Here is a 26,581-nt window from a genome sequence, read left to right on the forward strand (position 1 = left end):
GGGTCGGTGTCCCGGCTGAACCGGATGGTGTCCGCGGCCCCGTCGAGGAGATGCCGTCGGGCGAGTTTCCGGTTCACTCCGCTGGCGGCTCCCTGCTGGACTGGCCGCCGGCGTCGCGGGAGGCGAGCGCCTGCGCCATGCGGCTGAGCAGGAGTTGCCGTTCCTGTTTGGTCGGTGCGAGTTCGGCCGCGCGTTCCAGCTCGGTCGCGGCCTCGGCGTGGCGGCCGAGGCGGGTGAGGATGTCCCCGCGCACCGCGCCCAGCAGGTGGTAGCCGGCCATCCTGCGGTCGGCGAGCAGTGGTCGGGTCGTGGCGAGCGCGGCTTCGGGTCCGTCGACGTGGAGCACGGCGACCGCGCGGTTGAGCTCCACGACGGGTGACCGGGTGACCTGGGTGAGGGCGTCGTAGAGCGCGAGGATGGCGACCCAGTCGGTGACCGCGAACGTCACCGCGCGGACGTGGCAGGCGGAGATGGCGGCTTGCAGCGAAAACACGCCGAGGGGCCGGGCCAGGTCGAAAGCGCGGTCGAGCATGCTGAGGCCGTGCTCGATCAGCGTGCGGTCCCAGAGTCGGCGGTCCTGGTCCTCGAGCCGGACCGGGATGCCGGCAGCGTCGACACGGGTCCGGAAGCGGGAGGCCTGCAGCTCCATCAGGGCGACCAGTCCGAACACTTCGGGCTCGGTCGGGGAGAGTCCTGCGAGGACCCGTCCCATCCGCATCGCCTCGACGGCGAGGTCGGCGCGGACGAGGTTCGTGCCTGACGAGGCCGAATAGCCCTCGTTGAAGATCGCGTAGAGCACATCCAGCACCGCGCGCAGGCGTTCGGGGAGTTCCTCGGCTGACGGGGCCTCGATCGGCACCCGTGCCTCGGCCAGGGTCCGCTTGGCGCGTGAGATCCGCTGCCCGATCGTCGCAGGGGGCACGAGGAAAGCACGGGCGACCTCGTCGGTCGTCAGTCCGCCGAAGAGCCTCAGTGTGAGCGCGACCCGGGATTCGGGTGAGAGCACGGGATGGCACGTGGTGAACACCATGGTGAGCAGGTCGTCCGGGATCGGATCGAGTGCGTCGGCCGGTTCGCCCTCGTGCCCGGCAACGAGGAGCGGCGCCTTCTTACGGGCCGTCTCCTCGCGCCGGGCGCGGTCGATCGCCTTGTGCCAGGCGGTCTTCATCAGCCAGGCACCCGGCTTCGGCGGGATGCCGTCAGCCGGCCACTGCTCCAGTGCCGACACGAACGCCTCGGACGCGAGATCCTCGGCGATGTCGAGGCTCCCGATCCGGCGGGCGAGTGTCGCGATCAACTGGGGCGCCTCGATCCGCCACAGCGCCTCGACCGACGTGCGCAGGTCCATGGCCGGCTCCGGTTCAGTCCGAGGTCCGGTCGAGCAACCGCTCGCTCTTGGCGAGCGTGTCAGCGTCGACAGTCCGGGCGAAGTCGGCCAGGTCGAACAACGGCCGGATCTCCAGGATCTGCGAGTCGCCGTAGGACGGGTCGAACGGACACCGCTTCGCCCACTCGATCGCCTCGGCCAGCGAGCTGACCTCCCAGATCCAGTAGCCCGCGATCACCTCTTTGGACTCGGTGAACGGGCCGTCGACCACCGTCGTGCCCGCTGTCGAGAACGCGACCTTCGCCCCGGCGGCGCTGGGCTGGAGCCCCTCGCCGCCGAGCATGATGCCGGCGTTGACGAGTTGCTCGTTGAAGACCCGCATCTTCTCGAACATCTCGGTCGTCGGCTCACTGTTGCCCTCGTCGGCGGCATCGCCCTTGGTCATCACCATCACACGCATGAGAATGATCCTTTCGGTTGATCTGGTCTCAGTCCAGGCCGGTGGTACGGCGCAGCAGGCCGGCGATGAAGTCGGTGTCGACCGTGTCGCCCTCGGCGAGGTCGACGACCTTGCGGTCGCCGTTGCCCAGCGACCGCAGCACGCCCGGCACCGGGTCGACCTCACCAGCACCGAACACCATGAACGAGACCTTGGCGGCGGCCACGTGCAGCACTGCGGTGTTCTGGCCGGCGAGGTTGAAGTGCGGCTTGCCGTACTGGATGACCTCCTCGACGCCGGGGACGGTGTCGAGAACGGTCCGGCGCAGCGTCGCGCACAGGTCCTGCTGCCACGGCTTGGTCTTGGCGAGGTAATCGGTGATGTCGTCGCTCATCTTGGTGCTCCTGTTCAGGCGGCGGTGACGCGGTAGGTCGACACGACCACCCCGGACTCGAAGGTGGTGGTGTCGAAGTGCTGGAGGCCGGTTCGGCTCTCGGCGCGGAACAGTGGCTCGCCGCCGCCCTTGAGGACCGGGTAGGTCCAGATCTTGTACTCGTCGAGGAGGCCGGCCGTCGCGAGTGCATCGGTCAACCGGCCGTTGCCCCAGATCAGGATGTCGCTGCCATCGTCTTCCTTGAGTGCCTTGACGGCGGTCAGCAGCTCGGCGCCGGCGATGACGGTCGTCGGGTTCCAGGCGCTGGTGTCGACCGGCTGGGAAGCGACGACGTACTTGTGCATGGCGTTGACGTGGTCGGCGTACGGGTTGCCACCCATGTTGGGCCACGCCTGCGCCATGCCCTCGTAGGTGATGCGGCCCAGGATCAGCGCGTCGGCGCCGAGCGTCAGGTCCAGGGCGTACCGCATGGCCGCCGGGTCGTTGTATGCCAGCGACCACTCGTGGGGGTTGTCGATGAAGCCGTCGACAGTGGTGTAGGTCGAAGCGATGATGCGTCGCATCGGGTCTCCCCTGGTGGTGGGCCGGCGTTTCCGGCCCGCACCCGTCCTTCGCGCGACAGCGCGCCGTTTCGACATCAGAGCCCAAAGAATCTTTTTCCCATGATCCAGTGCACCTTGTGCACCTATGACGGCTCGAGGTGCACCGGATCATGGGACGGGCGGGCCCGGTTACAGGAGCTCGCGGAGGGCTTCGACCAGGAGCCAGACACCGAAGACGACGAACAGGATCGCCGCGCCGTACTTGATGGTGCGTTCCGGGAGGCGCTTGCCCAGCATCCGGCCCGCCACGATGGCCAGGGCGTCGGCGGCGACCATGCCGATCGTCGAGCCGAGCCAGGTGCCGAACCAGCCGTGCTGGGTGGCGAGGGTGATCGTGGCGAGCATCGTCTTGTCGCCGAGTTCGGCCAGGAAGAACGCCACGCCGACGGCGACGATCGCGGAGCGGGTGGTGGGCTGGGAGGCCTTGTCGCGTTCGGCGTCGGTGAGGGAGTCGCCGCGCAGGGTCCAGGCGCCGAAGGCGAAGAAGGCGACGGCCGCGACGAGGGAGATCCAGCCGGTGGGGAGGGCGGTGCCGAGACCGTACCCGACGGCGACGGACACGAGGTGCACGACGGCGGTCGCGACGGTGATGCCGATGAGGACCGGCACGGTCTTGTACCTGGTCGCGAACGTCAACGCCATCAGCTGGGACTTGTCGCCGAGTTCGGCGACGAAGATGACGCCGAAGCTGATGGCGAGGGCAGCGAGGAAACCGCTCATGTGCAGTGAAAACCTTCCCGGTGGACCGGGAGGAGGGCACGGACGACCTCGACCCGGCTTGTTCAGCCTGAGTCGAAGGTCTCGTCCGCCCCGGAGCTCCGGCCTGGCCGGAAGCAACAAGGCCGCGTGGCCGGGAGCGCGAGCGCCCCAGTATGTCGACCACGCAGTTGGAGGACTACTCCCCTTCGCGCGATCTCAGCCTACCTGATCACCCGCGCCGTTCACCTGGCGCAACGCCCGCACGTGCCGAAGATCTCAAGGGTGTGGCTGACGTCGGTGAAGCCGTGCTCCTCGCCGACGCGGTCCGCCCACCGTTCGACGGCCGGGCCGAGGACCTCGACGGTGCGGCCGCAGCCACGGCAGACCAGGTGATGGTGGTGACGGTCGCTGCAGCGCCGGTACCGGGTGTCGCTGCCCGGCACCTGCATCACGTCGATCTCGTTGGTCTCGGCGAGCAGCTGCAGCGTGCGGTAGACGGTGGTGAGTCCGACGTTGGCGCCGCGCTCTCGGAGCATGACGTGCAGCTCCTGCGCGCTGTGGAACCCGTCGACGTTGCTGAGCAGCGCCATCACGGCGTCGCGCTGACGGGTGTTGCGCCTGGCGGGGTGCTGCTCCACGTCGTTCACCCGAAAAAGCTTAGCGTGACCTCACCAAACCGGCGTCGCACGCCCTCGCCAAACCTCCGCCGCCCCACCTGGCGCGCGCGGGCATGGCGTACGGTGCGGGCGTGGACATCAGCCTTGAGGTCGACGACGAGGAATCCCTGCGGATGCTGTACCGCTGGCTCCGCGACGACGAGATCCGCCGAACGGTGCCGGTGACGCTGATCCCGACGCCGCCGCGCCCCGGCGAGATGGGTGCCGCGTTCGAGATCATCAGCGCCGTGGTGAGCAACGGCATCGCGCTCGGCGGCCTGCTCGTCGCGGTGGCCTCGTGGCGCGGCTCGCGCCCCCGGCCGCCACGGGTCCGCATCCGGCACCGCGACACGGTCGTCGAGCTGGACGGCTCCCCCGACGAGATCCGCCGCGTCGTCGACGCCCTCGACCCACCGCCGGCAAACCCGCCGGCCACCAACCCGCCGCCCGCCAACCCGCCGGCCACGAACCCGCCGGCCGGCAACCCGGAACCGACCCGGAACGCGGACCCGGACCCGGCACCGGACCCGGAGTAGCCAGTGCGCGCCTCCCGGCTCATCTCGCTGGTGCTGCTGCTGCAGGCCGGTGGCACCGTCACCGCCGGCGAGCTGGCCGAGGCCCTCGAGGTGTCCGAGCGGACCATCTACCGCGACATCATGGCCCTGTCCGCCGCCGGCGTGCCCGTGTACGCCGAGCAGGGCCGGGCCGGCGGCTACCGGCTGCTGGACGGCTACCGCACGAAGCTCAACGGGCTCAGCCGCGCCGAGGCCGAGGCGTTGTTCCTGTCGGGTCTGCCCGGCCCGGCCCGCGACATGGGCCTCGGCGACGTGCTCGCCGCCGCCGAGCTGAAGGTCGCCGCGGCGCTGCCGGCACCGAACCGGGACGCCGCCGGCCGGGCCCGGCAGCGCTTCCACCTCGACGTGCCCGGCTGGTTCGAGGACCCGGCGCAGCCACCGCCGTGGCTGGCCGACCTGGCCCGTGCCGTCTGGGACGACCGGATGGTGCGCCTGAACTACCGGAAGCGGGACGTCGTCACGCGGACCGTCGAACCGTACGGCCTGGTCCTGAAGAACGGCGCCTGGTATCTCGTCGGGCGGATCGGCGCGAGCGGCGACCTGCGCGTGTACCGGGTCGACCGGATCGTGGACCTGACCACGGAGGAGGCCACGTTCACCCGGGACCCGGCGTTCGACCTGCCCGGGTTCTGGGCGGCCCGCGCCGACGACTTCGTCCGGCAGGTCCTCGCCGAGCGGGTCACGATCCGGGTGACGCCGCACGGCCTGTGGCTGCTGCGGTACGCGGTCGAGGCCCTCGCCGTGCGCGAGGCGGTGCACCACCCGGCCGACGAGCAGGGCCGGGTGGTGCTGCAACTGCCGGTCGAGTCGGTCGAGGTCGCCTACACCCAGTTGCTGAGGCTCGGCCCGGAGGTCGAGGTCCTCGCCCCGCCGTCGTTGCGCGACCTCATGCGGACGGCAGCGGCGCGGATGACCACGCTCTACCAGGAGCCCCGATGACCGCCCTCTACCGGTAGCCGGTCGCGTCGGCGGGCTTGCCGGGCTCGTGGACCTCCTTGAAGTACCGCCACCAGTCGGGGCGGCTGCCGTCGACGTCGGTGAACCCGTACACCCCGGACAGCTGCCCGCTGGCCAGCGACTGCCCGTTCCACCGGGCCACGTCGGGGTCGGCGGCGAGCGCGGCGACCGCGCGTCCCAGGTACGCCGGCGTCTCGGAGATCACGAAGTGCGGCTCCTTGGCCGTCGCGTCGAGCCAGTTGGCCTCGGTCACGCCGAAGTGCTCGAGCATCACCTCCGAGCGCAGCCAGCCGGGCGTGATCGCGACCGCGGTCGCGCCGTGCGCCTTGAGCTCGTGCGCCTGCGCGAACGCCAGCCGCAGCACGGACATCTTCGCCAGGTCGTAGAAGAACGACACCCGGTAGTTGTCGGCGTTGTATTCGAGGGTCCCGTCCGTCACCTCCACGACGAGCCCACCGGGCCGGCGGATGAGTAGCGGCAGCGCGGCGTGGCTGGTGATGATGTGGGTGTCGACCGCGAGCCGCAGGATGTGCAGCCCGGTCTCGAGGGAGTCCTCCCACAGCGGCTTGTCCCAGGTGAACAGCCCCTCGGCGCCCCAGATGTCGTTGACCAGCACGTCGAGGCGGCCCTGCTCGGCGTCGATGCGGGCGACCAGGTCCCGCACCTGCGCCGGCACCAGGTGGTCGACCTGCACCGCGATCCCGACGCCGCCGGCCGCGGTGACGAGCTCGGCGGTCTCCTCGATCGTCTCCGGCCGCCCCATCTCCGACGGCTGCTGCCGGGTGGTGCGTCCCGTCGCGTACACGGTGGCGCCGGCCGCCCCCAGCTGCACCGCGATCTGCCGGCCCGCGCCCCGCGTGGCCCCGGCGACCAGCGCGACCTTGCCCTTCAGTGGTGTGTTCATGGCTTGACCATGCCACCAAAACCTGACAACCGGTGTCCGACTTTACTGGCGGATCTTCCCGTCCACCCGGGGCCGGCGGGCGCCTTCGACGGCGACGCAGATGCCGTACACCTTGGCGTGCCCGGTCCAGCCGTTGATCCGCCCCTGGTTGTTGCTGATCTGCACCCTCCCGGCGGCGGCGTCGACCGCCGACACCAGGTGCAGGTACACCGTGCCGGCGACCTTGGCCAGGACGATGTCGCCGACCTCGACCTTCGCCGGGTCGACCGGGCTGACCGTCACCAGGTCCCGGCTGCGCACCAGCGGCACCATCGAGGACCCGCTCGGCCGGAACCGCACCGTCGCGCCTGCCGCGACCCGCGCGGCGACCATGTCCAGAGCACCCATCGTGTCCGCGAGCATGCGCTCCCGCGCCGCGGGGTGTCGAGCGAGAATTGCCGGGATGAACGTCTCCGGTCCCGCCGTGCCAGGTGCGCTGGCAGCGCCCCTCGCCGTCGCCGGCTGCGCGACCACGGCGGTGACGAGGTGCCTGGACGCCGCCGCCGACCTCGCCCACGCCCGCACCGGCCGGCGCCCGGTGGTCGCGCTCGACACCGCCCACGTCGCCGCCGCCGTGCGCGGTGAGCTGCTGCTGCGCGGCCCGGACGGGCGCGGCATCGAGGGGTTCGCCCCGCTGTCACGGCTGTGGCCGGCCGCCGACGGCTGGGTCCGCACCCACGCGAACTACCCGTGGCACCGCGCCGCGCTGCTGGCCGCCCTGGACACGGACGAGGCCGGCGTGGCCGGCGCGATCGCGGCCCGGTCCGCCCTGGACGTCGAGCGCCTGGTGTACGCCGCCGGCGGCCTCGCCGTAGCCGCCCGCCACCCAGCCGAGTGGCCGGACGGCCCACCGACCGGAAGCCAGGCCGGGCCGCTCGACGGGGCGGTCAGGGGTCCGGACGGGCCCCTGGTGCGCAGCACGCCGCTCGGCGCCGCCGGCCACCCCCGGCCCACCGCGGGTCACGCCGCGGGCCGGAACCTGCCCGCGGCCGGGATCCGGGTGCTGGACCTGACCCGGGTCATCGCCGGCCCGGTCGGCACCCGCATGCTCGCCGCCCTCGGCGCCGACGTCCTGCGCGTCGATGCCCCCGGCCGCCCCGAGCTGCCGCTGCACGCCGTCGACGGCGTCGTCGGCAAGGCCAGCACCACGCTCGACGCGAGCACCCCCGCGGGCCTGGAGACACTGCACCGCCTGCTGGCCGACGCCGACGTGCTCGTCACCGGCTACCGCCCGGGCGCCATGCGTCGCCTCGGCCTGGACCCGGACCAGGTCGCCGAACGCCACCCCGGGACGGTCGTGGTCACGCTGTCCGCCTGGGGCACGACCGGCCCGTGGGGCGCCCGCCGCGGCTTCGACAGCCTGGTCCAGGTCGCCTCGGGCATCGGCTGGCTCACCAGGGACCAGACCGGCCGCCCCGGCGCCCTGCCGTGCCAGCTGCTCGACCACGCAACCGGCTACCTCGCCGCCGCCGGCGCCCTGAGCGCCCTCGCGTCCCGCGAGCGCACCGGCGTCGCCGCCCACGTCGAGCTCTCCCTGGCCCGGACCGCCCGATGGCTCCTCGAGACCCCGGTCGACCCGTCACCCCCGGTGGACACGCCGACCGCACCGTTCCTCGCCCCGCTCGGCGCGGGCTGGACCGGCGTCACCCCACCCGGCACCCTCGACGGCGCCCCGCTGACCTGGCCACACCTGCCGCCGGCGTACGGCACCGCCCGCGCCACCTGGACGCGCTAGCTGGCGGGTCTGCGCAGGGTGGCGAGGATGCTGTCGCGGACGGAGGAGCGGCCGGCCTCCTGGGCACCCAGCAGCGCGGCGTCGTCGTCCAGGGTGCTGGTCGCGATCGCCGTCTCCAGCGGCGCGGCCTCGGCGAGGGCGGTGGCCACCGCCGCGCTCAGGACCGGGCCACCGGCCTGGCCGACCTCGCCACCGATGACCACGAGCGGCGGGTCGAGCACGGCGACGACGGCGGACAGGCCGATCGCGATCCGGCCGGCGAGGGTGGTGACGAAGCTGCGGGCGGCGTCGTCGCGCTCCGACGCCCGGGCCACCGCGGCGGCCATGGTGCCGGCGGCGGTGCTCTCCTGCAGGCCGTGCTCGGCGGCGAGGTCCAGCACGGCACCGCCGCCGACGAGGTCCTGGAAGTCGACCCGGCCGGTGAACCCACGGCCGCCGGTGACGCCGGGCAGCATCATCGGCATGTATCCGATCTCGCCGGCGCCGCCGCGGGCGCCGCGCAGCAGGGTGCCGCCGAGGTCGATGGCGAGACCCAGGCCGGCCTCGCCGAGCCAGAGCAGGGCGAAGCTCTCCGCGTCGCGGCCGGCGCCGTGGGCGCGTTCGGCCACGGCGGCGAGGTTGACATCGTTGTCAACGCCAACGGGAACACCGAGGCGGCGGCGGAGGTCGTCGACGAGCCCGGGCCGGCCCCAGCCGGGGACCTCGACGTGGTGCAGGACGTCGGTGCGGGGGTCGTACGACCCGGCGACGGCGATCTGCACCTGCGCGACCGGGTCGGGCGCGATCCTGGCTTCCTTGCACACGTCCTGGACGGCGTCCGCGATGGCGGACACCGGGTCGGTGCGGGTGAAGTCGACGGCGAGCTCCAGCCGGCCACGCACGGTCCCGGCGAGGTCGGTGACCGCCGCACTGACCGTCGGCAGCGAGCCCGACAGGTCGGAGGCGTCGGGCGCCGACACCGTGCGGTCCCGCACGGACAGCGCGACGGAGTACGCCGCGTCGGGGTTGACCGCGTACACCTCGGCGTTCGGGCCGGGGCCGGCGCTGACATACCCGACGACCGTGACGAGTTTCGCCTCGGTGAGTCGCCGCAGCGCCTCGGAGATCGTGGGTTTGGACAGGCCGGTCAGCTCGCGCAGGTCGCCCCGCGTGAGTGGGCCGCGTTCGAGGACATGACTCAGGGCGGCCGCGTCGTTCATGGCCCTGAGCAGCTTGGACGATCCGCCGAGGTGCGTCATGGTGGCTCGAACCGTATGGGCGGCCGTCGGCGGGTGTCAATCGCCACGCGCGGTCGGGTGGCCGTCACTTAAACTCATCAAGAGGACAAACCCGACGAAAAGCGTGGTCAGGTGATGGCGGTCGATCAGGAGCTGCTCTCGGCGGCGCTCGACCAGCTCGGCACCGGACTGCTCATCACCAGCGCCGACGGCACCGTGGTCGCGGCCAACCAGGCGACGCGGGACCTGCTGGAAGACGCGACGACCGGCGCGATGATCGGCGACACCGTCGCCGCGGCGATGACCGGCAGCGACACCGGCCGCTGGTCGCCGCGCCCCGGCCTCGTCGTCGAGTGGAGCTGGAGCGAGCTGCTGCCCGGCACCGCGCACGAGGGCCGCTGTCTCGTCCTGCGGGACGTGTCACACCGCATCGCCGACCGGGCCAGGCTCCGCCGGCAGAACCGGGCCCTCGCGGAGCTGGTCGCCATGAAGGCCGAGTTCACCGCCGCCGTGTCGCACGAGCTGCGCACCCCGGTCACGTCGATCGCGGCGATGTCGCAGCTGCTCGGCGAGGAGGTCACCGAGCCGGACCCCCTGGCCGCGCCCGTCGCCGCCGTCGCCCGCAACGCTGCCCGGCTGCTCGGTCTCATCGACAACGTGACGGAGCTGGCCCGGATCGAGAGCGCGCCGCCCGGGGGTGCCGGCGAGAAGGTGGCCCTCGAGCAGGTCGTGGCCGAGGCGTTGCACGGCTGGACCGCCGCCGCCCGGGACGCCGCGGTGCACCTGACCGCGGGCGGCGCGCAGGACGCGACGATCGAGGGTGAGCGGGTGCTGCTGCGGCGGCTCGCCGACGCGATGATCGGCATCGGGCTGGCCGCCGCCGAGCCGGGGGCGCTGCTCACCGTCGACGTGGCGCCCACCGACAGCGGCTGGCGGGTCACGGTGCCGATCGGCGGCCGCGGCGGCGAACGGCTCTTCACGTCCTCCACGGCCACCGGCGAGGGGGTGCGGCACGACTCGACGGCGTTGATGCTGTGCCGGGCCATCGTCGCGCGGCACGGCGGCCGGTTGACCACCGACACCGACCCGGAGGGCAGCACGGTCCTGGCCGCGCACCTACCGTCCTGACCCGGTTGCCGCCGGTCGGCGTGAGGCACTGCCGGAGCTCATGGGAGACTCCCGCACCATGCTGCACTTCGTCTTCGGCGTGGACCGCCCGGGCACCGGCCCGCTACGCATGGAGCTCCTCGAGAAGCACTGGGCGTACATGGACGGTTATGTCAAGGAGCTCACCGCCCGCGGCCCGACGCTGAGCGAGGACCGGACCGAGGCGACCGGCAGCATCCACATCGTCGAACTGCCCGACCTCGGCGCGGCCCGGACGTTCGCGTTCGACGAGCCCAACTTCCAGGGCGGCGTCTACGATCCCGTGCTGCTGCTGCGGTACGAGGACACCCTCGGCGGCACCATGTGGCAGCACGCCTCCGGCGCGGGCGAGGGTTTCCTGCTCATCGGCCACGCGACGCCCGGCACCCGACCCGCTCCGGCCGCGGCGCCGACGCGCGGCATGCTCGCCCGCGGTGAGCTGTTCTCGCACGAGGACGGCGGCTGGCTGGGGACCGCGGTGCTGGTCGAGGCGGCACACGTCACCGCCGAGGACGTCCTGCCGGGCCGGTACGACGAGGTGGAGATCCACCCCTGGCAGATGGGCGGCCGCCGCTAGGGCCCTCGCGGAGATCCCACCACTGCGGATCTGGCTCGGGACGTGTACGGTGCCGGTCGATTGATCCAAACGCGAGGGGAGCGCGAGTGCCATGCACATCAACGACTTTTTGAGCGCGATCCCGATCGGCCTGCTCGTCGGTGTCCTCGGCCGGTTGGTCCTGCCGGGCCGCCAGTCGATCGGTCTGTTCATCACCTTCCTGATCGGCGTGGGCGCCGCGCTGCTCGGCACGCTCGTCGCCGAGCTGGTCAACGTCGACGACAAGGCCCTGGTCAAGGTCTGGAAGATCGAGTGGAGCTGGTGGGAGCTCGCGATCCAGGTCCTGTTCGCGACGATCGGCATCGGGCTGGCCAACATGCTGACGTACACCAGGCTCGCCTCCGGCAACCCGAAGCCGCGCAAGCGCACCACCCGCCGCAAGAAGAAAGAGGATTAACCCAACTGGTCGATGGCCGTCCCGCGAGGGACGTTGGATGCATGGACAGACCAGTGGTGGTCGGCGTCGACGGGTCCACGGCGAGTCTCGGCGCGGTGCGCTGGGCCGCCGACGAGGCCGCCCGGCACGACCGGACGCTGCGGATCGTGCACGCGCTGTGCTGGGAGGGCCCCGCCGACGGGCAGGGAGTCGTGCTCGACGCGGCCGCCGACGCGCGGGGCTGGCAACCGGGCCTCGTGGTCGAGACGGTCACCGTCGGCGGGCCCGCCGCCCGGGTGCTGCAGGAGCAGTCGCGCACCGCGAGCCTGGTGGTGATCGGCGGCCGGCCGCACGACGGCGGCCTGCTCAACTCCTCCGTCGGCGCGCACCTGGCCGCCTTCGCGCACTGCCCGGTCCTGGTCGTCAACCAGGGCGAGCGGTGGCTGACCGAGGACCGCAACCCCGCCGACCTGTGGCCCGGCCCGCCCTCCGCGGACCGGGCCGGCCCCGGCGCGGACCCGATGACGGCGCTGCCCGGCTCGGCGCCGGTGGTGGTCGGCATCGACGGGTCGCCGTCCGGCTGGCGGGCCCTGGACTTCGCCTACGACGAGGCCAGGTCCCGGCACGTGCCGTTGCTCGCCGTGCACGCCGGGCACGCCCGCCCGCACAGCGCCGTCTACGCGGACCTGGCGCCGTGGCTGCGCCGCCACCGCGACGTCGACGCCCGGTTCTCCGGATCCGACGAGCCGGTCCTCGAAGCGCTCACCGCCGCCGCGAGCACCGCCCTGCTGCTGGTCGTCGGCGCGCACCGGGTCGGCTGGTACGAGCAACCGAGACCGAACCCCCGCACCCAGCTCATCGTGCACCACGCCGCCAGCCCGGTGCTGGTGACCCGCAGCGTCTGAGGCGTCAGCTCGCGCTGGTCTCCCGGGCGGACTGGAACACCTCGGCCGCGGCCAGCTCGCTGATGACCGCGTTGAGCTCGTCGATCTGCGCGTCGGTGTTGGCGGCCGTGACCTGCACCCGGAAGCCGACCTGGTCGCGGGGCACCCCCGGGTAGGGCGCCAGGGTCACGAACAGCCCGCGCCGCCACAGCAGCTCCGACACCTCGACCAGGTCGCGGTCCAGGGCGATCGGCAGCTCGATGATCGGCGTGTCGTCGGTGTTGGGGGTGAAGACGCCGAGGCCGCGGACGTGCTGGAGCACCCGGGTCGACATGCGGTACAGGTCGGCGCGCAGCTTGTCGCCGCGTTCGGCGTTGACGTCGAAGCCGGCCAGCACGGTGGCGAGGGACGCGGTCGGCGAGGGCCCCGAGTACAGGTACGGCGCCGCGGCCGCCTTGAGCCGGTTCTTCAGCACGGTCGGCACCGCCAGGAACGCCAGCAGCGACGAATAGGCCTTGGAGAACCCGCCGACGAGCACGACGTCGTCGTAGGACTCGCCGAAGTGGCGCACGATGCTGTCGCCGCCGGTGCCGTAGGGGCTGGTCTCCTCCTCGGAGCGGGAGCCGATGACGCCGAAGCCGTGCGCGTCGTCGACATACAGCACCGCGCCGTGGGAACGGCACAGGTCCAGATACCGGCCGATCCGCGGGATGTTGCCGGTCATGCTGTTGACGCCGTCCATGCAGACCAGGACCGGGCCGGGCAGGTCCGTGGCGAGCAGCGAGGCGAGCTCGTCGAGCGTCTTGAACCGTTTCAACGTGGCACCCAGACCACGGGCGTGCACGCAACCGTCCCAGATCGTCTTGTGCGCCCGCGCGTCGACCAGGAGCGTGCCCTGCTGGGCCAGGATCGGGATCACCGACAGGTGGATCTGTGTGATCGTGGGCAGGACGAGGGTGTCGGGGGCGCCGAGCAGATCGGCGAGCCGCTCCTCGATCCGCGGGTACAGCGCGGGATTGCCCAGCATCCGCGACCAGCTGGGGTGGGTGCCCCACCGGCGCAGCTCGCCCTCGACCGAGTCGATGATCTGCGGCTCCAGGTCGAAGCCGAGGTAGTTGCACGACGCCCAGTCGGTGAGCCAGTGCTCCCCGACCCGGATCCGCCGGCCGTCGATCTCGTCGATGACCGCGTCGTAGTAGCGGGTGCTGGCGCGCAGGTGAGCGATGCCGCTGAAGCGGGGATCACTGTCGACCGCCGCAGCGAGATGGTTGAGCACAAGTCCTCCGAGGGCCTAGGCCGCCGTCCGACTTCCCCGTTGAAGCCCCGACGCTTCCTCCAACAACCATTGACTCGCGTCACCGTAGCTCAACGGCCGGGAGAACAAGTACCCCTGGCCGAGATGGCAGCCCATTGCCACCAGAAGATCACGCTCAGCCTCGGTCTCGATACCTTCAGCTACAATTTGCAGTTGCAGAATCGCCGCGAGCTGCACGATCATGTCGACGACGGCGTGCTGCTCGGCGGACGAGGCGATCGTGTCGATGAAGCTCTTGTCGAGCTTCAGCACGTCGACGGGTAGCCGGCGCAGGTAGGACAGCGACGAGAAGCCGGTGCCGAAGTCATCGATGGCGATGCGCACCCCGGCCGCGCGCAGCTCGGCCAGCTCCGCGGTGACCTCGCCGTCGTCGTGCAGCAGCAGGCTCTCGGTCATCTCCACCAGCAGGCTCGCCGGCGGCAGCCCCATCCGGTCGATCTCGTCCAGGACCCACCGGGCGAAGCTCTGCTCGGGGCCCTTGAACTGGCCACGGAACTGGCGGGCGGAGACGTTGACCGACACGTACACGTCCTCGCCGGGGTGCAGCAGGCGCCACTGGGCCGCGGCCTCGACCGCGTTGCGCAGCACCCACGCGCCGAGCGGCACGATCAGGCCGCTCTCCTCGGCGACGGAGATGAACTCGGCCGGGGACACCATGCCGCGGGTCGGGTGGTTCCACCGCACGAGGGCCTCGAAGCCGTGGGTCCGGCCGTCGCCGATGCCGACGATCGGCTGGAAGTGCAGCAGGAACGCGCCGTCGGCGATGGCCCGGTCCAGGTCGGCGCGCAGCTTGTGCCGCTCCACGACGGCGCTGTGCAGCGACGACTCGTAGCGCCGCCAGCGGTCCTTGCCGGCGTCCTTGGCGACGTAGACGGCCAGGTCGGCGTGGCGCAGCAGGTCCTGGGCGTCGGCCGCCTCCGCGGTCGTGGCGACGCCGATGCTGGCGGTCGCGGTGACGTCACCGTGCGGCAGCTCGAACGGGGTCGCGAAGCTGGCAAGGACCTTCTCCGCGACGCGTTCGACGTCGGCGGCGGTGCCGGCCCGGCGGACCAGCGCGGCGAACTCGTCGCCGCCGAGCCGGGCGACGGTGCCGGCCGCGCCGTAGGAGCCGTCGACGGCGCGCAGCGCCTCGGTGAGCCGGTTGCCGACCGCGACGAGCAGCGCGTCGCCGGCGCCGTGGCCGAGGGTGTCGTTGACGACCTTGAAGTCGTCGAGCTCCATGATGAGCACGCCGACCGTGGCGCCGTTCTCCGCGCCGGAGCTGACCGCCTCCTGCACCCGGCCGAGGAACACCTCCCGGTTCGGCAGGCCGGTGAGCGCGTCGAAGGTCGCCCGCTGATACAGCTCCGCCTGCAGCCGGCTGCGCTCGGTGACGTCGCGGAGGGTGACGACGACCCCGCCGACGGTCGGCTCGCCGCGCAGGTCCCGGAACGTCGCCTCGACCAGGGCCGGCCGCCCGTCGGCGCCGACCACGCGCAGGTCGTCGCCGGGCCGGTCGACGCCGCGGGTGCGCAGGTCGTGCAGGCGGCGGTCGACCTCGACGAGGCTCTCCTTCGCGAACGCCATCGGCAGCGGCGTGCCGTCGAGCTCGTCGCTGCCGAACAGCGCCCGCGCGGACGGGCTGGCGTAGCGGATCTGGTCGTGGTCGCCGACGATGAGGATGACGTCGGTGGTGTTGAGCACGAGGGTGCGGAAGTACGCCTCGCTGTTGCGCCGGCCGATCTCCTCGCCGAGCGCGATCCGCTCCAGCGCGAGGGCGGCCTGGGTGGCGAGGATCTGCGCGGCCTCCTGCACGCCGACGAGCGCCACCTCGTCCGCGGCGATGAACAGCGCCCGCCCGGACTCGCGGCCCTCGACCGGCGCCAGGGGGCAGCACAGCGTGACCTCGAAGTCGCCGAGCTCGTCGGCGAGGGACCGCTCCAGGGTGCGGGTGTAGGGCATCGACACGGTGCCCCCATCGTGCGCACCGCCGGCCGGGGCGAGCACGACCCGGTGCGGCCGGCCGAGGGGCAGCAGCTCGGCGATCGCGGTGCGCACGGTCGCGGTCACGCCGGGCTCGTCCGTCGCCATCAGCAGCGCCGCGCCGGCCCTGCGCAGCCGCCGCTCCCGCTGCACGGTGCGGCGCTGCTCGTTGACCGCCCGGCCGAGCCGGAGCAGGACCATGCCGGACAGCAGCGCCGAGGACGCGGCGATGACGTTGGCGTCGTGGACCTCGCCGCTGCGCATCTCGAAGTACAGCACGCACGGCGCGATGAACAGGGCCAGACCGAGCAGCAGCAGCCGGCCGAAGTGCTCCTCGCCGGCCCGGTGCACCTTGGGTTCGGTGAGCTCCCGCATCGACGGGTGCAGCGCGGCGACGCCCCACAGCACGTAGAACGCGGCCCAGCCGAGGTCGACCGGGCCGCCGGTCTCCCACACGCCGTTGAGCTGCTTCAGCCCGTATCCGACGTCCGCGCTGAGCAGGCCGATGCCGCCGGCGGCCAGCAGCAGCAGGGCGGGGCTGCGCCGCACCGCGGTGATGAGCCGGGCACCGACGGCGAGCACGACGATGTCGGCCAGGGGGTAGGCGATGGAGAAGCTCTTCTCCAGCACCGACAGCGCGGGGTCCTCGACGTAGGGGCGGATGAGGAAGATGTACGACAGCAGCCCGAGTCCCGCGGTGACGGTGACCGCGTCATACAACCCGTTGGGGTCGCGGCGGGCCACGCCGATGCGGATCAGCCCGACCAGCGCGGCCGCGATCAGCACGTAGACGGCCAGGTAGAAGCCATCGGCGACGGACGGGAAGCCCTGCCGGTCCAGCAGCCGGGTGAGGACGTCGGCGATGAGGTCGCCGGTGATGAACGAGGCGACGGCGCCCGCGAGCAGGAACCAGGGCGCGCGGCTGCGCGGCTTGTTGAGGCGCACGCCGGTGACGATCGCCGCGACACTGGTGAGGCCGATCGCGGACCACAGGACCAGGTGCAGCGCGGGCAGCGCGAAATTGGCCGCCACGAGGGCAGCCATGATCCCGCAGTAGCCGGCCAGCACCCTACGCGGCGACACGCATCCCTCCCGACCGTCACGGTGGCGCCCCGACGCTACCCAGTGACACCCGTAAACGCCCCATCGGCACGGGGTCAGTCCCATTTAGGCTTTTTGGCGAAGGGAGCCATCGGCCTGCCCTCACCGTAGATTGTTTGCTGCCGAATGAGGAATACCTTGCAGGGACGTGCCGTGTGGCGCTGACCAGGCGATTCGCGGCAATCGTGTGGTTTGCGGAGTTCGTCGCACCGGCCGCTGCACGGGCCGCTGTCAGGCATCTACGCAGCGCGATCGTTCACGAATTCATTCACTTCATTCGGCAAAAGGTAACTTTCACGCCATCTTCGCGCGTCCACGCTGGTCGGCGCGCGGGCCCGGCACGGCCCGTGGACCGGTGGCAACGGCTCGCAATACGGTCTGCCTTCCCGCACTCCGGAAGGACCCCGCATGCGTAGACGTTGGCTCTCCGCGGCAATCGCCGTCGTGACCGCAGGCACCGCCGGTCTCTGGCTGGCCGGCGGCGGGTCGGCGAGCGCCGGCACCATCACCGGCACCTTCTACCGCGACCCCGACTCGCAGGTGATGCGCTGGCTCGCGGCCAACCCCGGCGACTCGCGCGCGGCCCTGATCCGGGACCGGATCGGGGTGCAGCCGCAGTCGAGGTGGTTCACCAACCCGAACCCGGCCACCACCACATCCGCGGTGCAGAGCTACGTCGGCGCCGCCAACGCCGCCGGGCAGATCCCGGTCCTGGTCGCGTATGCCATCCCCAACCGTGACTGCGGCGGCGCCTCCGCGGGCGGGACCACCAACCTGACCGAGTACGCCGCGTGGGTGCGCGCGTTCGCCGCCGGCCTCGGCACCCGCACCGCGGTCGTGGTGCTCGAACCGGACTCCCTCGCGCTGCAGACCTGCCTCGACGGCGCCGGCGTGGCCGCCCGCGACGCCGCCCTGGCCAACGCCGTCTCGACGATCAAGCAGGCCAACCCGGCGGCGAAGGTCTACCTCGACGCCGGGCACTCCGCCTGGAACTCCGCCGGCGAGCAGGCCGGCCGGCTCGTCGCCGCGGGCGTGCGCAACGCCGACGGCTTCTACAGCAACGTGTCCAACTTCCGCACGACCGCCGACGAGGTCGCGTACGGCCGCAACATCCTCAGCGCGATCGGCGCCTCGAACCTGCACCAGATCGTCGACACCAGCCGCAACGGCCGCGGCCCCAACGGCAGCCAGTGGTGCGACCCGGCCGGGCGCGGCGTGGGCGCCGGCCCGACGACCAGCACCGGTGAGGCGAGCGTCGACGCGTACGTGTGGGTCAAACTGCCCGGTGAGGCCGACGGGTGCGCCGCCGGCGCCGGACAGTTCGTGCCGGACCTGGCCTACCAGCTGGCGCTGAACGGCGTCGTGCCGTCGACGCCGCCGTCGTCCCCGTCGGCCTCGGTGTCGCCGTCGAAGTCACCGTCCGCATCGGCGTCGCCCTCGAAGTCGCCGTCCGCCTCGCCGTCGTCCTCCTCGCAGACGGGCACCGGCTGCTCGGTGGCGTACCGGGTGGACAACCAGTGGAACAACGGCTTCACCGCGACCGTGACCATCACCAACCGGGGCCCCGCCACCGTCAGCGGCTGGACGCTCACCTTCGCCTTCGCCGGCGACCAGCGGATCAGCAACGCCTGGAACGCGACGGCGACCCAGAGCGGCACCGCGGTCACCGTCCGGGACGGCGGCTGGAACGGCACCCTGCCCGTCGGTGGCACCGCGAGCTTCGGCTTCCAGGCGAGCTACTCCGGCACGAACGCTTCCCCGACCGCGTTCAAGGTCAACGGCACGTCCTGCTCCTGAACCCGTGGTGGGGGGCCGTCATCGGCGGCCTCCCACCAGCGGCGCCGCGGCGAGCAGCAGGGTGAGCGCGGCGACGAGCAGCACTCCCCCGGCCGCCCACGCCCCGAACAGCGCCAGCGCCGACACCTCCGTGGCCAGGGCCGCCACCGACGTGACGGTCGCCCGGGACGCCCCCTCGATCACCTGCTGCAGCCGGGCGTCGACCAGCACGAGGACGTAGCGGTACAACCCGTAGAACAGCGCGACCAGCACGATCCCCGCCGGTAGCCGCAGCACTCCGGCCACGGCCAGGGCCGCCGCGGCGCCGGCGAGCAACCCCACCTGCACCGATGCTCCCGGTGTCCTGGTGTACGCGACGAGCCCGGCACCCGCCGCGCCGCCGAGCGTGACGACGAGGGTCACCAGCGGGTTGAGCCCGATCGGCACGTGCCAGTCGGCGGCGAGGATCGGGAAGTACTCGTCGATGGCGTCGAGCCCGGCGAGACCGGCGAGCGTCAGGACGGCGGTGCGCACCACCGGCACCCGCGCCGCCTGCCCGATCCCGTCGGCCAGGGTCGCGAAGTACCCCCGCGGCTCGTCCGGGGCGGTCTGCTCCGGTGCGTCCAGTCGCAGGGCCAGGAGGGCCGCGCACAGGCAGATGCCGACGCTGACCCAGCCGACCAGGGCATAGCCACCGAGCGGGAACAGCACGACGGCCGCACCGGCCGCGGGGATCTGCGCGATCAGCCCGGCCGCGTCGACCTGACCGGACACGCGCGCGTAGCGGTCCTCGGCCCCGGCGGCGGCGAGCCCGTCGTAGAGCAGCGCCTCGAGCGCCCCGCTGGACAGCGCCCCGCCGATCCCCCAGACGACGAACCCGGCGGCGAACACCCAGATGCCCGGCGCGGCGGTCCACAGCGCGAACGCGACCGCCTGCGACACCCCCGCGGCGAAGAGCGCACCCCGCCGGGAGAACCGGTCGGCGAGCGCCCCGGTGGGCACCTCGGCGAGCAGCCCGACGCCCGCCCACAGCGCGAACAGCAGCGAGATCTGCCCGTCGCCGAGCCCGGTGTCGGTGAACAGCAGCGCATACAGCGGATACAGCGGCAGCGCGTCGGACAGCAGGGCCCACCCGACCGCTCGCCTCGCGAACCGGCCGGCGGGATCGGCAGTGCGTCAACCGAACGGCATGCGGGGCACGCTACCAAGCCGTCCGCTCAACGGCCCGCGATTTCCGGGCGCGGTCCGCTCAGCGGTCGCGGTTGTTCCGCGGCGCGGTCCGCTGAGCGGTTGCGGTTGTTCCGTGGCGCGGTCCGCTCAGCTGCTCAGCGACCTGCCGAAGGCATCCGCGATCGGTCCGGTGACGTCCTGCCCGGCGCCTTCGACGTAGACGCAGTACGCGACGTCGCCGCGCACCACCACCGACATCCCGGGCACCGTCAGCGTCCCGGTGACCGCGGGGCCGTCCGCGGCGGCCGGGCCCGGCGACGGCTCCGTCACCAGGACCGGCTGGCGCCAGTGCCCCCTGGCCAGGGCGGCGGCGGCGGCCGCGTACACCAGCGGCGAACCGACCACACCGGCCTCGGTGACCCGTCCGGTGAACATGTCCGCCCCCAGCTTCCACGCCGCGCCGAACCCGGCGGCGCCGCCGTCGACCCCGATCGGAGGGCTCGCCACCTCGGCCTGGAACGCCAGGTTGTATCCGGCGGCGTCGGGCCCGTTCGCGGCGGCGAGGACCGTGCCGTCCTTGACGCCGACCGCGACCAGCGCCGACCGTTTCGCGGTGCCGGCCAGCGCGGCCTCCGCGGCCTGCTGCGTCTTCACGTCGATCGTCGTGCGCACCCTCGCCCCGTCGGCCGCCGGCGCCGTGTAGAGCACCTTGTCCCCGGCTTTGTCCCCGGCTTTGTCCCCGGCTTTGTCCCCGGCGAGGACCTCCAGCTTGGGCGTGCCGCGCAGCGCTACGTCGTATCGCCGCTGCAGCCCGGTGAGGCCGGTGATGTCGCCGGCCTTGAGCGCCCCGCCGCTGCCGTCGATGAGCTCCTTCGTCGCCGGCCCGGACGTGCCGAGCAGCGCCCGCCCGAACGTGCGGGTCATCGGCAGCGACAACGTCCCGGTCTTCGTGGCGACCCCGTCCGTGGCGGCGAGGTCCCGCTCGATCTCGGCGAAGTCCGTCTGCCGCAGCGTGACGAGCTCGACGAACGCGTCCGGCTTGGCCGCCTTGATCCGCCCCGGCAGCGCCGACACGTCCACCGACACCCGCACCGACCGGAACACCAGGTCCAGCCGCTGCACCAGCGCGTCGACGTCGCGGACCAGCCGGGGCTCGACCCCCACGTACACGACCGGCGTCTCCGACACGATCGGCGTGCCGTCGGCGGCGAGGACCACCCCGCGCGTCGCGGCCGCCGAGCGCAGCGTCATCCGCTTGCCGTCCGGCAGGTCCGGGTGCACGACCGCCGGCCCGAGGTAGACCGCCCACTTCCCGTCGATCCGGCGGGCCTCGAGCTTCGTCTCATACGCCCAGTGCCGCCCGTCCGGCAACGTCCAGTCGACCCCGGCCCGCACGTCGGCGTCGTCCTTGCGCACCGCCGCCTTCCCGTGCCGGGTCACCACGGGCCGCCGCGCGCCCAGGTCACCCTCGGTGTCGGCGAGCAACTGCCGGGCCGCGTCGGCGGCCAGCGGCTGACCCGCCGTGGTGCGCAGCTCGACGCCGGTGAAGTCGGCCCGCTGCCAGCCGGCGACGAACGCGGCGAACGGGTCCTCGGCGGGTTTGTCGTCCGTGCACCCGGCCAGGGCCACGATGAGTGTGGCGGCCAGTATTCGCCGTACGTGTCGCATCCGTGCCTTCCCCCGGTCGTCCTTCCTGTCTGGAACCGTATCGGGTCGGGCTCAGGTTGTTTCCGCCGTCTGTGGTTTGCGCCACAGTGCACTGGTTCCTCATGATCCGGTAGACCTTGCACACCCCTGGGCGCCCGAGGTCCACCGGATCATGAGGAGGTGTCAGGCCGTCAGCCGGGACACCGACCGCATCTTGTTCATCGCGTCCAGCGCCGCCACCTTGTAGGACTCCGCGAGCGTCGGGTAGTTGAAGACCGCGTCGACCAGGTAGTCCACCGTCCCGCCGCAGCCCATGACGGTTTGTCCGATGTGGACGAGCTCGGTGGCGCCGGTGCCGAAGACGTGGACGCCGAGGATGCTCCGGTCCTCCGGCGACACGATGATCTTCAGCATGCCGTACGAGTCGCCGATGATCTGGCCGCGGGCGAGCTCGCGGTACCGCGAGATGCCGACCTCGAACGGGATGTTGCTGTCGGTGAGGTCGTCCTCGGTGCGGCCGACGAAGCTGATCTCGGGGATGGTGTAGATGCCGATGGGCTGGAGCAGCTGCATGCCGCGCACCGGCTCGTCGCAGGCGTGGTGGGCGGCGAGGCGGCCCTGCTCCATCGAGGTGGACGCGAGGGCCGGGAAGCCGATGATGTCGCCGACGGCGTAGATGTGCGGGACCTCGGTCTGGAAGTGCTCGTCGACCGTGATCCGGCCGCGCTTGTCCGCCTCCAGGCCGGCCTTGTCGAGGCCGAGCTGGTCGGCGGCGCCCTGCCGGCCGGCGGAGTACATGACGGCGTCGGCGGCGATGCGCTTGCCGCTGGCCAGGACGGCGACGGCGGTGCGGCCGTGGCGCTCGACCGCGGCGACCGACTCGCGGAACCGGAACGAGACCGACAGGTCACGCAGGTGATACTTGAGGGCCTCGATGATCTCCAGGTCGCAGAAGTCGAGCATCCGGTCGCGGCGCTCCACGACGGTGACCTTGGTGCCGAGGGCGGCGAACATCGACGCGTACTCGATGCCGATGACGCCGGCGCCGACGACGACCATGGACGCCGGGATCTTGTCGATGTTGAGGATGCCGTCGGAGTCGATGATCGTGATGTCGTCGAAGTCGACGCTGTCGGGGCGGGCCGGGCGGGTGCCGGCGGCGAGAATGATCTTCTCGGCGGACACGGTCGAGGAGTGGCCGTGCTCGTCGGTGATCGACAGGGTGTGCGGGTCGACGAACACGCCGGTGCCCTGCAGCAGCTTCACCCGGTTGCGGGCCAGCTGGCTACGGATGACCTCGATCTCCCGGCCGATCACGTGCTGGGTGCGCGCGCCCAGGTCGCCGACGGTGATGTCGTCCTTGACGCGGTAGCTCTGCCCGTACATCTCCCGCTGGCTCAGACCGGTCAGGTAGAGCACCGCCTCGCGGAGGGTCTTGCTCGGGATGGTGCCCGTGTTGATGCAGACACCACCGATCATGTTGCGCCGTTCGACGATGGCGACCCGGCGGTCGAGCTTCGCCGCCGCGATCGCCGCCTTCTGCCCACCGGGGCCGGAACCGAGCACGAGGACATCGAAGTCGTACATGAACAACAGTCTCCCGTGCCGCCGACGGGCCCGTCCAGATGATCGGGACTATGGTCGTCGGCGTGAAACGACTTCTTCAGAGCCTGGCAACCCGGCTGGGCGGCCGCCGGGCGCCGGCGCCGCAACAGACGCCTCAGCCGGCGCCTCAGCCGGCAAGCCCGAAGGCCACCCTGCACAAGCCCGGGCCGCCGCCGAAGCACGTCAGCGACAAGCTGCTGCAGTACGCCCCGCAGCTGGACGGCGCCGCCGACCCCGGTGAGGTCGTGTGGACGTGGGTGCAGTACGAGGACGACCCGAACCAGGGCAAGGACCGGCCGGTCCTCGTGGTGGGGCGCAAGGGCACGTCGCTCGTGGGGCTGATGCTGTCCAGCCAGAGCGAACGCGACGGGCAGCGCAACTGGTTCCCGCTCGGTCCCGGATCGTGGGACCGCGACCAGCGGCCCAGCTGGGTCCGCCTCGACCGGGTCCTGACCGTCGAGGAGCACGGCATCCGGCGCGAGGGTGCGGTGCTGGACCGGCAGCGCTTCGACCTCGTCGCCGAGCGGCTGCGCGCGTCGTACGGCTGGGACTGACCTCACCGCGGCAGCGGCGCCCTGCCCAGGCCCTTGACGGTGCCGCGCAGGGTGTCGTGCCGGCCGGCCGGGTCGTCGGGTTCGGACACCAGGCACAGCTGCGAGCCGTCCTCGAACCAGCGCACCTCCAGGTCGCCGCGGTCCCGCAGCTCGGCCTCGGTCAGCGACAGGTAGCCGGCGGCCACGGCGGGGCAGCCGGCTTCCACGTCGGCGCCGTCGGCCAGGGCACCGACGACCTCGGCGGCGTGCTGCTCCCCGCAGTCGCCGTACCGGAAGTTCTCGTCGTCCTTGACCAGGCAGGTGATGGCGAGCCGCCGGTCACCGCGCAGGCCGTCCTTCAGGCTGCCGGTGCCGCCGATCGGCGCGGCGTCGGTGCCGGAGGTCTCCGCCAGGGCGCAGAACAGCCCGCCACGCACCTGGTCGGTGACCTCCAGCAGGCCGTACACGACCCGGGACTGCTGCCAGGGCCCGCCGAGGAACGCGTCCGCCTGCCGCTGGCAACGCTCCTCGGCGTCGTCGGAGCGCAGCAGCGAGATGACCTCCCAGTCGTGCGGCCCTCCGCAGTCGCTCCGCCGCAGCTGGCCGCTGTCGGGAAGTCCCGGGAACATCGCCGGAGGCGTGGCGTAGCAGCCCAGGCCGCTGCCGTCGGCCCCACTGGACACGGAGTGCCACAGCAGCGCACCGCCGATGCAGAGCAGCACGGCGATGTACACGACGGTCTTCCTGGGCATGGTCGGGCACAGTAGCGACCCCGCCGGAGATCATCAACGCAGATTCGGGGTCAGGGTGACGGCTGGAACACCGGCAGCATCCTGGCCAGCTCGTCACGCATGAGCGTGGCGGCCTCGTCGAAGCTCTCCACGACGGTGGCCGTGGCGTCGGTGGCGTCGCTGCCGACGAAGCGCCAGGAGCCGTCCGTCGCCGAGGCGAGGGTGGCCCGGGACGGGGCGTCGCCGCGGGCGACGGCCTGCGCGGTCGAGGCGTTGAACGTGGCGACGGCCGGCCGGTGCCGGTGCAGGAACCGGTCGGCGATGGCGACGAGCGGCTCACGCACGTCGACGTCGGCGCCGATCGGCGTGATGTCGTAGCAGCGGTACGCCCGGGCCGCGACCAGGAACCGGGTCATCTCCGCCTCGAACAGCAACGCCCCGTCGGCGTGGTCCTCGGCGGTCAGCCCGACCTGGACGAACGCGCGCGGGCGGTGCAGCCCGGCGGCGACCGCGGCGACCGCCGGGGCCAGCTCCAGCTTCTGCCCGTCGACGGGCGCGGCGAGGTGGCGCAGCAGCAGCGACCCGAGGCCGGCGCTGAGCACCGCGTCGGCCCGGTCGGCGTCGGTCAGCCCGAGCAGCCGGGGCGCCTCCCCCAGCTGGCCCCCGCTCGCGAGCAGGAACGACAGTTCGGCGGCGGTCATGCTGAGCTGTTCGGTGGTCCCGTCCATGGCGTCCATCCCGTCGCGCGGTCATCCGTCGTCGTGGTGCTCAACGCCGGGCACGCGATCACGTCACGCGTTTGCCCGCCGGCTCGCCTTTTTCGATCTGCTGGCACCCGGCGGACCGGTCGGGCCGGACGGCACGGCCGCGGAACCGCTCGGGGTCAGTCCGCAGAACCGCTCGATGTGCTCCGGTCCACCGGCTGCGGCCGTCAGCGCCCGCAGGTCCGCCGGGTCCATCGGCTTGCGGTGCGGGTCGTCGCGCACCTTTTCCCATTCCTTGCAGAGCTTTTTGAAGTCGCCGGCGGCAGCGGTGCTGGACGTGCCCGGGTGGGATGGCGAGACGGTGCTCGACGGCCGCTGCGTCGCGGGAGGGGTGGGTGACTCGGCGCGCCCGGTCCGCTGCGGCGCGGGCTGCGGGTCGGGCTCCGGGACCTGGTCTATCCAGTCGTGCGCGGCCCGTTGCAGGGGTGCCGGGAGGTGGCCCGCGCCGGCCGCGACCCCGGTGCCCGCGAGTGCGGCGGCGGTCAGCGCGGCGGCGAGCACCGCGACCCGGCGTCCCGTCCGGCGGACCCCGCGCGGCGGGCGGCCCCGATCCGCCGCGCCGTCACCGGCGGCGTCCGAGGTCCGCCGGCCGGCGGCGTACTCCTGCCGGAACGCGGCGATCGCGGCCTGCTCCCCCGCCAGTTCGCCGGGCCGGGCCGGGCCGGACGCCGCGCGGAGCAGGTCGGCGACCGCCGAGTCGCCGGACCCGCCGTCCAGCAGCCGCTGTGCCTCGGCCTTCGGCAGCGTCCGGCGCCGCAACCAACCGCGCATCAGGCACCTTCCAGATGGGGATGCGGCAGGTCGGCACCGGTCGGGCCGAGGGCGATCCGGCGGGAGCGGACCTGCGGGTGCGCGGCGAGCCGGCGCAGCCCCCGCATCGCGGCGATGCGCACCGCGCCGGGGCGCTTGCCGAGGACCTCGGCGGTGCCGGCGACGTCGAGCCCGGCGACGACGCGGAGCAGGACCGCCTCGGCCTGATCCGGCGGCAGCTCGCCGATGAGCCGCAGCGCCCACTCGGTGCCCGCGTGCTCGATGACCTCGGCGGCGGCGTCCGGCGCGGGACGGCCGGTGTCGACGTGGTCGCGGCTCTCCTCGCGGCGGCGCCACACCCGCCGGCCGTCGTCGATGGCCCGGTGCCGGGCGATGCGGAACAGCCACACCCGGAACGCGGTCGCGTCGCCGGCGAAGCGGGGCAGGTCCCGCACGACCTGGAGCCACGTCTCCGACGCGACATCCTCCGCCGCGTCCCCGCACACGGCGTGCAGGTACCGTAGGATCGCCGGCTGCAGGGCCCGCCACAGCACGGCGAACCCGGTCTCGTCACCGTCGGCCGCCGCCCGCAACGGCGCGGCGAGGTCGGTGTCACGCACCGGCGGCACCGACCGGGTGTAACGCGCGGTGCGCCCGGACC

The 26,581-nt window shown here is 72.7% G+C and carries 27 protein-coding genes; 9 read left to right on the forward strand and 18 right to left on the reverse strand.

Features of this window, described 5'->3' with window-relative positions; all coding sequences use genetic code 11:
• Positions 1–73: 73 nt before the first annotated feature.
• The 6 genes from Dsi01nite_RS13590 to Dsi01nite_RS13615 all read right to left on the reverse strand — a co-directional run bounded on the left by Dsi01nite_RS13590 (position 74) and on the right by Dsi01nite_RS13615 (position 4,108).
• On the reverse strand, positions 74–1,348 hold the full coding sequence (locus Dsi01nite_RS13590; RefSeq protein WP_203846488.1) for an RNA polymerase sigma factor: 1,275 nt from the start codon (positions 1,346–1,348) through the stop codon (positions 74–76).
• A gap of 13 nt (positions 1,349–1,361) precedes the next feature.
• Complete coding sequence (locus Dsi01nite_RS13595; protein WP_203846489.1) at positions 1,362–1,787, reverse strand: YciI family protein; 426 nt, start codon at positions 1,785–1,787, stop codon at positions 1,362–1,364.
• 28 nt (positions 1,788–1,815) lie between these two features.
• Positions 1,816–2,160: a DUF1801 domain-containing protein gene (locus tag Dsi01nite_RS13600; RefSeq protein ID WP_203846490.1), complete on the reverse strand. Its 345-nt coding sequence runs from the start codon at positions 2,158–2,160 to the stop codon at positions 1,816–1,818.
• Positions 2,161–2,174: 14 nt separating this feature from the next.
• Positions 2,175–2,723, reverse strand: coding sequence for a dihydrofolate reductase family protein (locus Dsi01nite_RS13605; protein WP_239135873.1), 549 nt, complete (start codon positions 2,721–2,723; stop codon positions 2,175–2,177).
• Between the two features lie 168 nt (positions 2,724–2,891).
• Positions 2,892–3,482 (reverse strand): TMEM165/GDT1 family protein, encoded by a 591-nt coding sequence (locus Dsi01nite_RS13610; protein ID WP_203846492.1) that lies wholly within the window; start codon positions 3,480–3,482, stop codon positions 2,892–2,894.
• A 221-nt stretch (positions 3,483–3,703) separates the two neighbouring features.
• Positions 3,704–4,108: a Fur family transcriptional regulator gene (locus tag Dsi01nite_RS13615; RefSeq protein ID WP_275423361.1), complete on the reverse strand. Its 405-nt coding sequence runs from the start codon at positions 4,106–4,108 to the stop codon at positions 3,704–3,706.
• 101 nt (positions 4,109–4,209) lie between these two features.
• Here Dsi01nite_RS13615 and Dsi01nite_RS13620 point away from each other — a divergent pair, with 101 nt between their 5' ends.
• Positions 4,210–4,653 (forward strand): effector-associated constant component EACC1, encoded by a 444-nt coding sequence (locus Dsi01nite_RS13620; protein WP_203846493.1) that lies wholly within the window; start codon positions 4,210–4,212, stop codon positions 4,651–4,653.
• A 3-nt stretch (positions 4,654–4,656) separates the two neighbouring features.
• Positions 4,657–5,631: a helix-turn-helix transcriptional regulator gene (locus tag Dsi01nite_RS13625; RefSeq protein WP_203846494.1), complete on the forward strand. Its 975-nt coding sequence runs from the start codon at positions 4,657–4,659 to the stop codon at positions 5,629–5,631.
• 7 nt (positions 5,632–5,638) lie between these two features.
• On the opposite strand, the gene Dsi01nite_RS13630 is transcribed toward Dsi01nite_RS13625, so the two are convergent.
• Together Dsi01nite_RS13630 and Dsi01nite_RS13635 are read right to left on the reverse strand one after the other, a co-directional pair.
• The gene (locus tag Dsi01nite_RS13630) at positions 5,639–6,553 is read right to left on the reverse strand and encodes an SDR family oxidoreductase (protein ID WP_203846495.1); all 915 of its coding nucleotides are present in this window, start codon (positions 6,551–6,553) and stop codon (positions 5,639–5,641) included.
• A 42-nt stretch (positions 6,554–6,595) separates the two neighbouring features.
• Positions 6,596–6,940: a S24/S26 family peptidase gene (locus Dsi01nite_RS13635; RefSeq protein WP_203846496.1), complete on the reverse strand. Its 345-nt coding sequence runs from the start codon at positions 6,938–6,940 to the stop codon at positions 6,596–6,598.
• 55 nt (positions 6,941–6,995) lie between these two features.
• Here Dsi01nite_RS13635 and Dsi01nite_RS13640 point away from each other — a divergent pair, with 55 nt between their 5' ends.
• Positions 6,996–8,327 (forward strand): CoA transferase, encoded by a 1,332-nt coding sequence (locus Dsi01nite_RS13640; protein ID WP_203846497.1) that lies wholly within the window; start codon positions 6,996–6,998, stop codon positions 8,325–8,327.
• Here Dsi01nite_RS13640 and Dsi01nite_RS13645 read toward each other — a convergent pair.
• Positions 8,324–9,565, reverse strand: a complete 1,242-nt coding sequence (locus Dsi01nite_RS13645; protein ID WP_203846498.1) for an ROK family transcriptional regulator — start codon at positions 9,563–9,565, stop codon at positions 8,324–8,326. The two genes, Dsi01nite_RS13640 and Dsi01nite_RS13645, sit on opposite strands and share 4 nt — an antisense overlap.
• A gap of 114 nt (positions 9,566–9,679) precedes the next feature.
• Between Dsi01nite_RS13645 and Dsi01nite_RS13650 the strand changes: the two genes are divergently transcribed.
• From Dsi01nite_RS13650 to Dsi01nite_RS13665, 4 genes are all read left to right on the forward strand, one after another.
• Positions 9,680–10,672, forward strand: coding sequence for a PAS domain-containing sensor histidine kinase (locus Dsi01nite_RS13650; RefSeq protein WP_203846499.1), 993 nt, complete (start codon positions 9,680–9,682; stop codon positions 10,670–10,672).
• Positions 10,673–10,730: 58 nt separating this feature from the next.
• Complete coding sequence (locus Dsi01nite_RS13655) at positions 10,731–11,267, forward strand: YciI family protein (RefSeq protein WP_203846500.1); 537 nt, start codon at positions 10,731–10,733, stop codon at positions 11,265–11,267.
• A 91-nt stretch (positions 11,268–11,358) separates the two neighbouring features.
• Complete coding sequence (locus Dsi01nite_RS13660) at positions 11,359–11,703, forward strand: GlsB/YeaQ/YmgE family stress response membrane protein (RefSeq protein ID WP_239135874.1); 345 nt, start codon at positions 11,359–11,361, stop codon at positions 11,701–11,703.
• Positions 11,704–11,744: 41 nt separating this feature from the next.
• Entirely contained in the window at positions 11,745–12,587 is an 843-nt protein-coding gene (locus Dsi01nite_RS13665) for a universal stress protein (RefSeq protein WP_203846501.1), read from the forward strand.
• Between the two features lie 4 nt (positions 12,588–12,591).
• On the opposite strand, the gene Dsi01nite_RS13670 is transcribed toward Dsi01nite_RS13665, so the two are convergent.
• Complete coding sequence (locus tag Dsi01nite_RS13670) at positions 12,592–13,842, reverse strand: aminotransferase class I/II-fold pyridoxal phosphate-dependent enzyme (RefSeq protein WP_203846502.1); 1,251 nt, start codon at positions 13,840–13,842, stop codon at positions 12,592–12,594.
• Positions 13,843–13,857: 15 nt separating this feature from the next.
• Positions 13,858–16,926 carry a putative bifunctional diguanylate cyclase/phosphodiesterase gene (locus Dsi01nite_RS13675; RefSeq protein ID WP_203846503.1) on the reverse strand — a complete coding sequence of 1,023 codons (3,069 nt, stop codon included), beginning with the start codon at positions 16,924–16,926 and terminating at the stop codon, positions 13,858–13,860.
• A gap of 426 nt (positions 16,927–17,352) precedes the next feature.
• Between Dsi01nite_RS13675 and Dsi01nite_RS13680 the strand changes: the two genes are divergently transcribed.
• Complete coding sequence (locus Dsi01nite_RS13680) at positions 17,353–18,741, forward strand: glycoside hydrolase family 6 protein (RefSeq protein WP_203846504.1); 1,389 nt, start codon at positions 17,353–17,355, stop codon at positions 18,739–18,741.
• Between the two features lie 18 nt (positions 18,742–18,759).
• On the opposite strand, the gene Dsi01nite_RS13685 is transcribed toward Dsi01nite_RS13680, so the two are convergent.
• The 3 genes from Dsi01nite_RS13685 to sthA all read right to left on the reverse strand — a co-directional run bounded on the left by Dsi01nite_RS13685 (position 18,760) and on the right by sthA (position 23,124).
• Complete coding sequence (locus tag Dsi01nite_RS13685; RefSeq protein ID WP_203846534.1) at positions 18,760–19,845, reverse strand: MFS transporter; 1,086 nt, start codon at positions 19,843–19,845, stop codon at positions 18,760–18,762.
• A 192-nt stretch (positions 19,846–20,037) separates the two neighbouring features.
• Positions 20,038–21,558, reverse strand: coding sequence for an NTF2-like N-terminal transpeptidase domain-containing protein (locus tag Dsi01nite_RS13690; protein WP_203846505.1), 1,521 nt, complete (start codon positions 21,556–21,558; stop codon positions 20,038–20,040).
• Between the two features lie 162 nt (positions 21,559–21,720).
• The gene (sthA, locus tag Dsi01nite_RS13695) at positions 21,721–23,124 is read right to left on the reverse strand and encodes a Si-specific NAD(P)(+) transhydrogenase (RefSeq protein ID WP_203846506.1); all 1,404 of its coding nucleotides are present in this window, start codon (positions 23,122–23,124) and stop codon (positions 21,721–21,723) included.
• Between the two features lie 62 nt (positions 23,125–23,186).
• Here sthA and Dsi01nite_RS13700 point away from each other — a divergent pair, with 62 nt between their 5' ends.
• Positions 23,187–23,696, forward strand: a complete 510-nt coding sequence (locus tag Dsi01nite_RS13700) for a type II toxin-antitoxin system PemK/MazF family toxin (RefSeq protein WP_239135875.1) — start codon at positions 23,187–23,189, stop codon at positions 23,694–23,696.
• Between the two features lie 2 nt (positions 23,697–23,698).
• Here the strand turns inward: Dsi01nite_RS13700 and Dsi01nite_RS13705 are convergent, their stop codons facing one another.
• From Dsi01nite_RS13705 to Dsi01nite_RS13720, 4 genes are all read right to left on the reverse strand, one after another.
• Positions 23,699–24,427 (reverse strand): septum formation family protein, encoded by a 729-nt coding sequence (locus Dsi01nite_RS13705; protein WP_203846508.1) that lies wholly within the window; start codon positions 24,425–24,427, stop codon positions 23,699–23,701.
• Between the two features lie 50 nt (positions 24,428–24,477).
• The gene (locus Dsi01nite_RS13710; protein ID WP_203846509.1) at positions 24,478–25,134 is read right to left on the reverse strand and encodes a hypothetical protein; all 657 of its coding nucleotides are present in this window, start codon (positions 25,132–25,134) and stop codon (positions 24,478–24,480) included.
• Between the two features lie 63 nt (positions 25,135–25,197).
• Entirely contained in the window at positions 25,198–25,941 is a 744-nt protein-coding gene (locus Dsi01nite_RS13715; RefSeq protein ID WP_203846510.1) for a hypothetical protein, read from the reverse strand.
• A complete protein-coding gene (locus Dsi01nite_RS13720; RefSeq protein ID WP_203846511.1) occupies positions 25,941–26,540 on the reverse strand; it encodes an RNA polymerase sigma factor in 600 nt (199 codons plus the stop codon). The genes Dsi01nite_RS13715 and Dsi01nite_RS13720 overlap by 1 nt, the downstream gene beginning before the upstream one ends.
• Between the last annotated feature and the right edge of the window lie 41 nt (positions 26,541–26,581).

It is taken from the genome of Dactylosporangium siamense (genome assembly GCF_016862795.1).
GTDB classification, from domain to species: domain Bacteria; phylum Actinomycetota; class Actinomycetes; order Mycobacteriales; family Micromonosporaceae; genus Dactylosporangium; species Dactylosporangium siamense.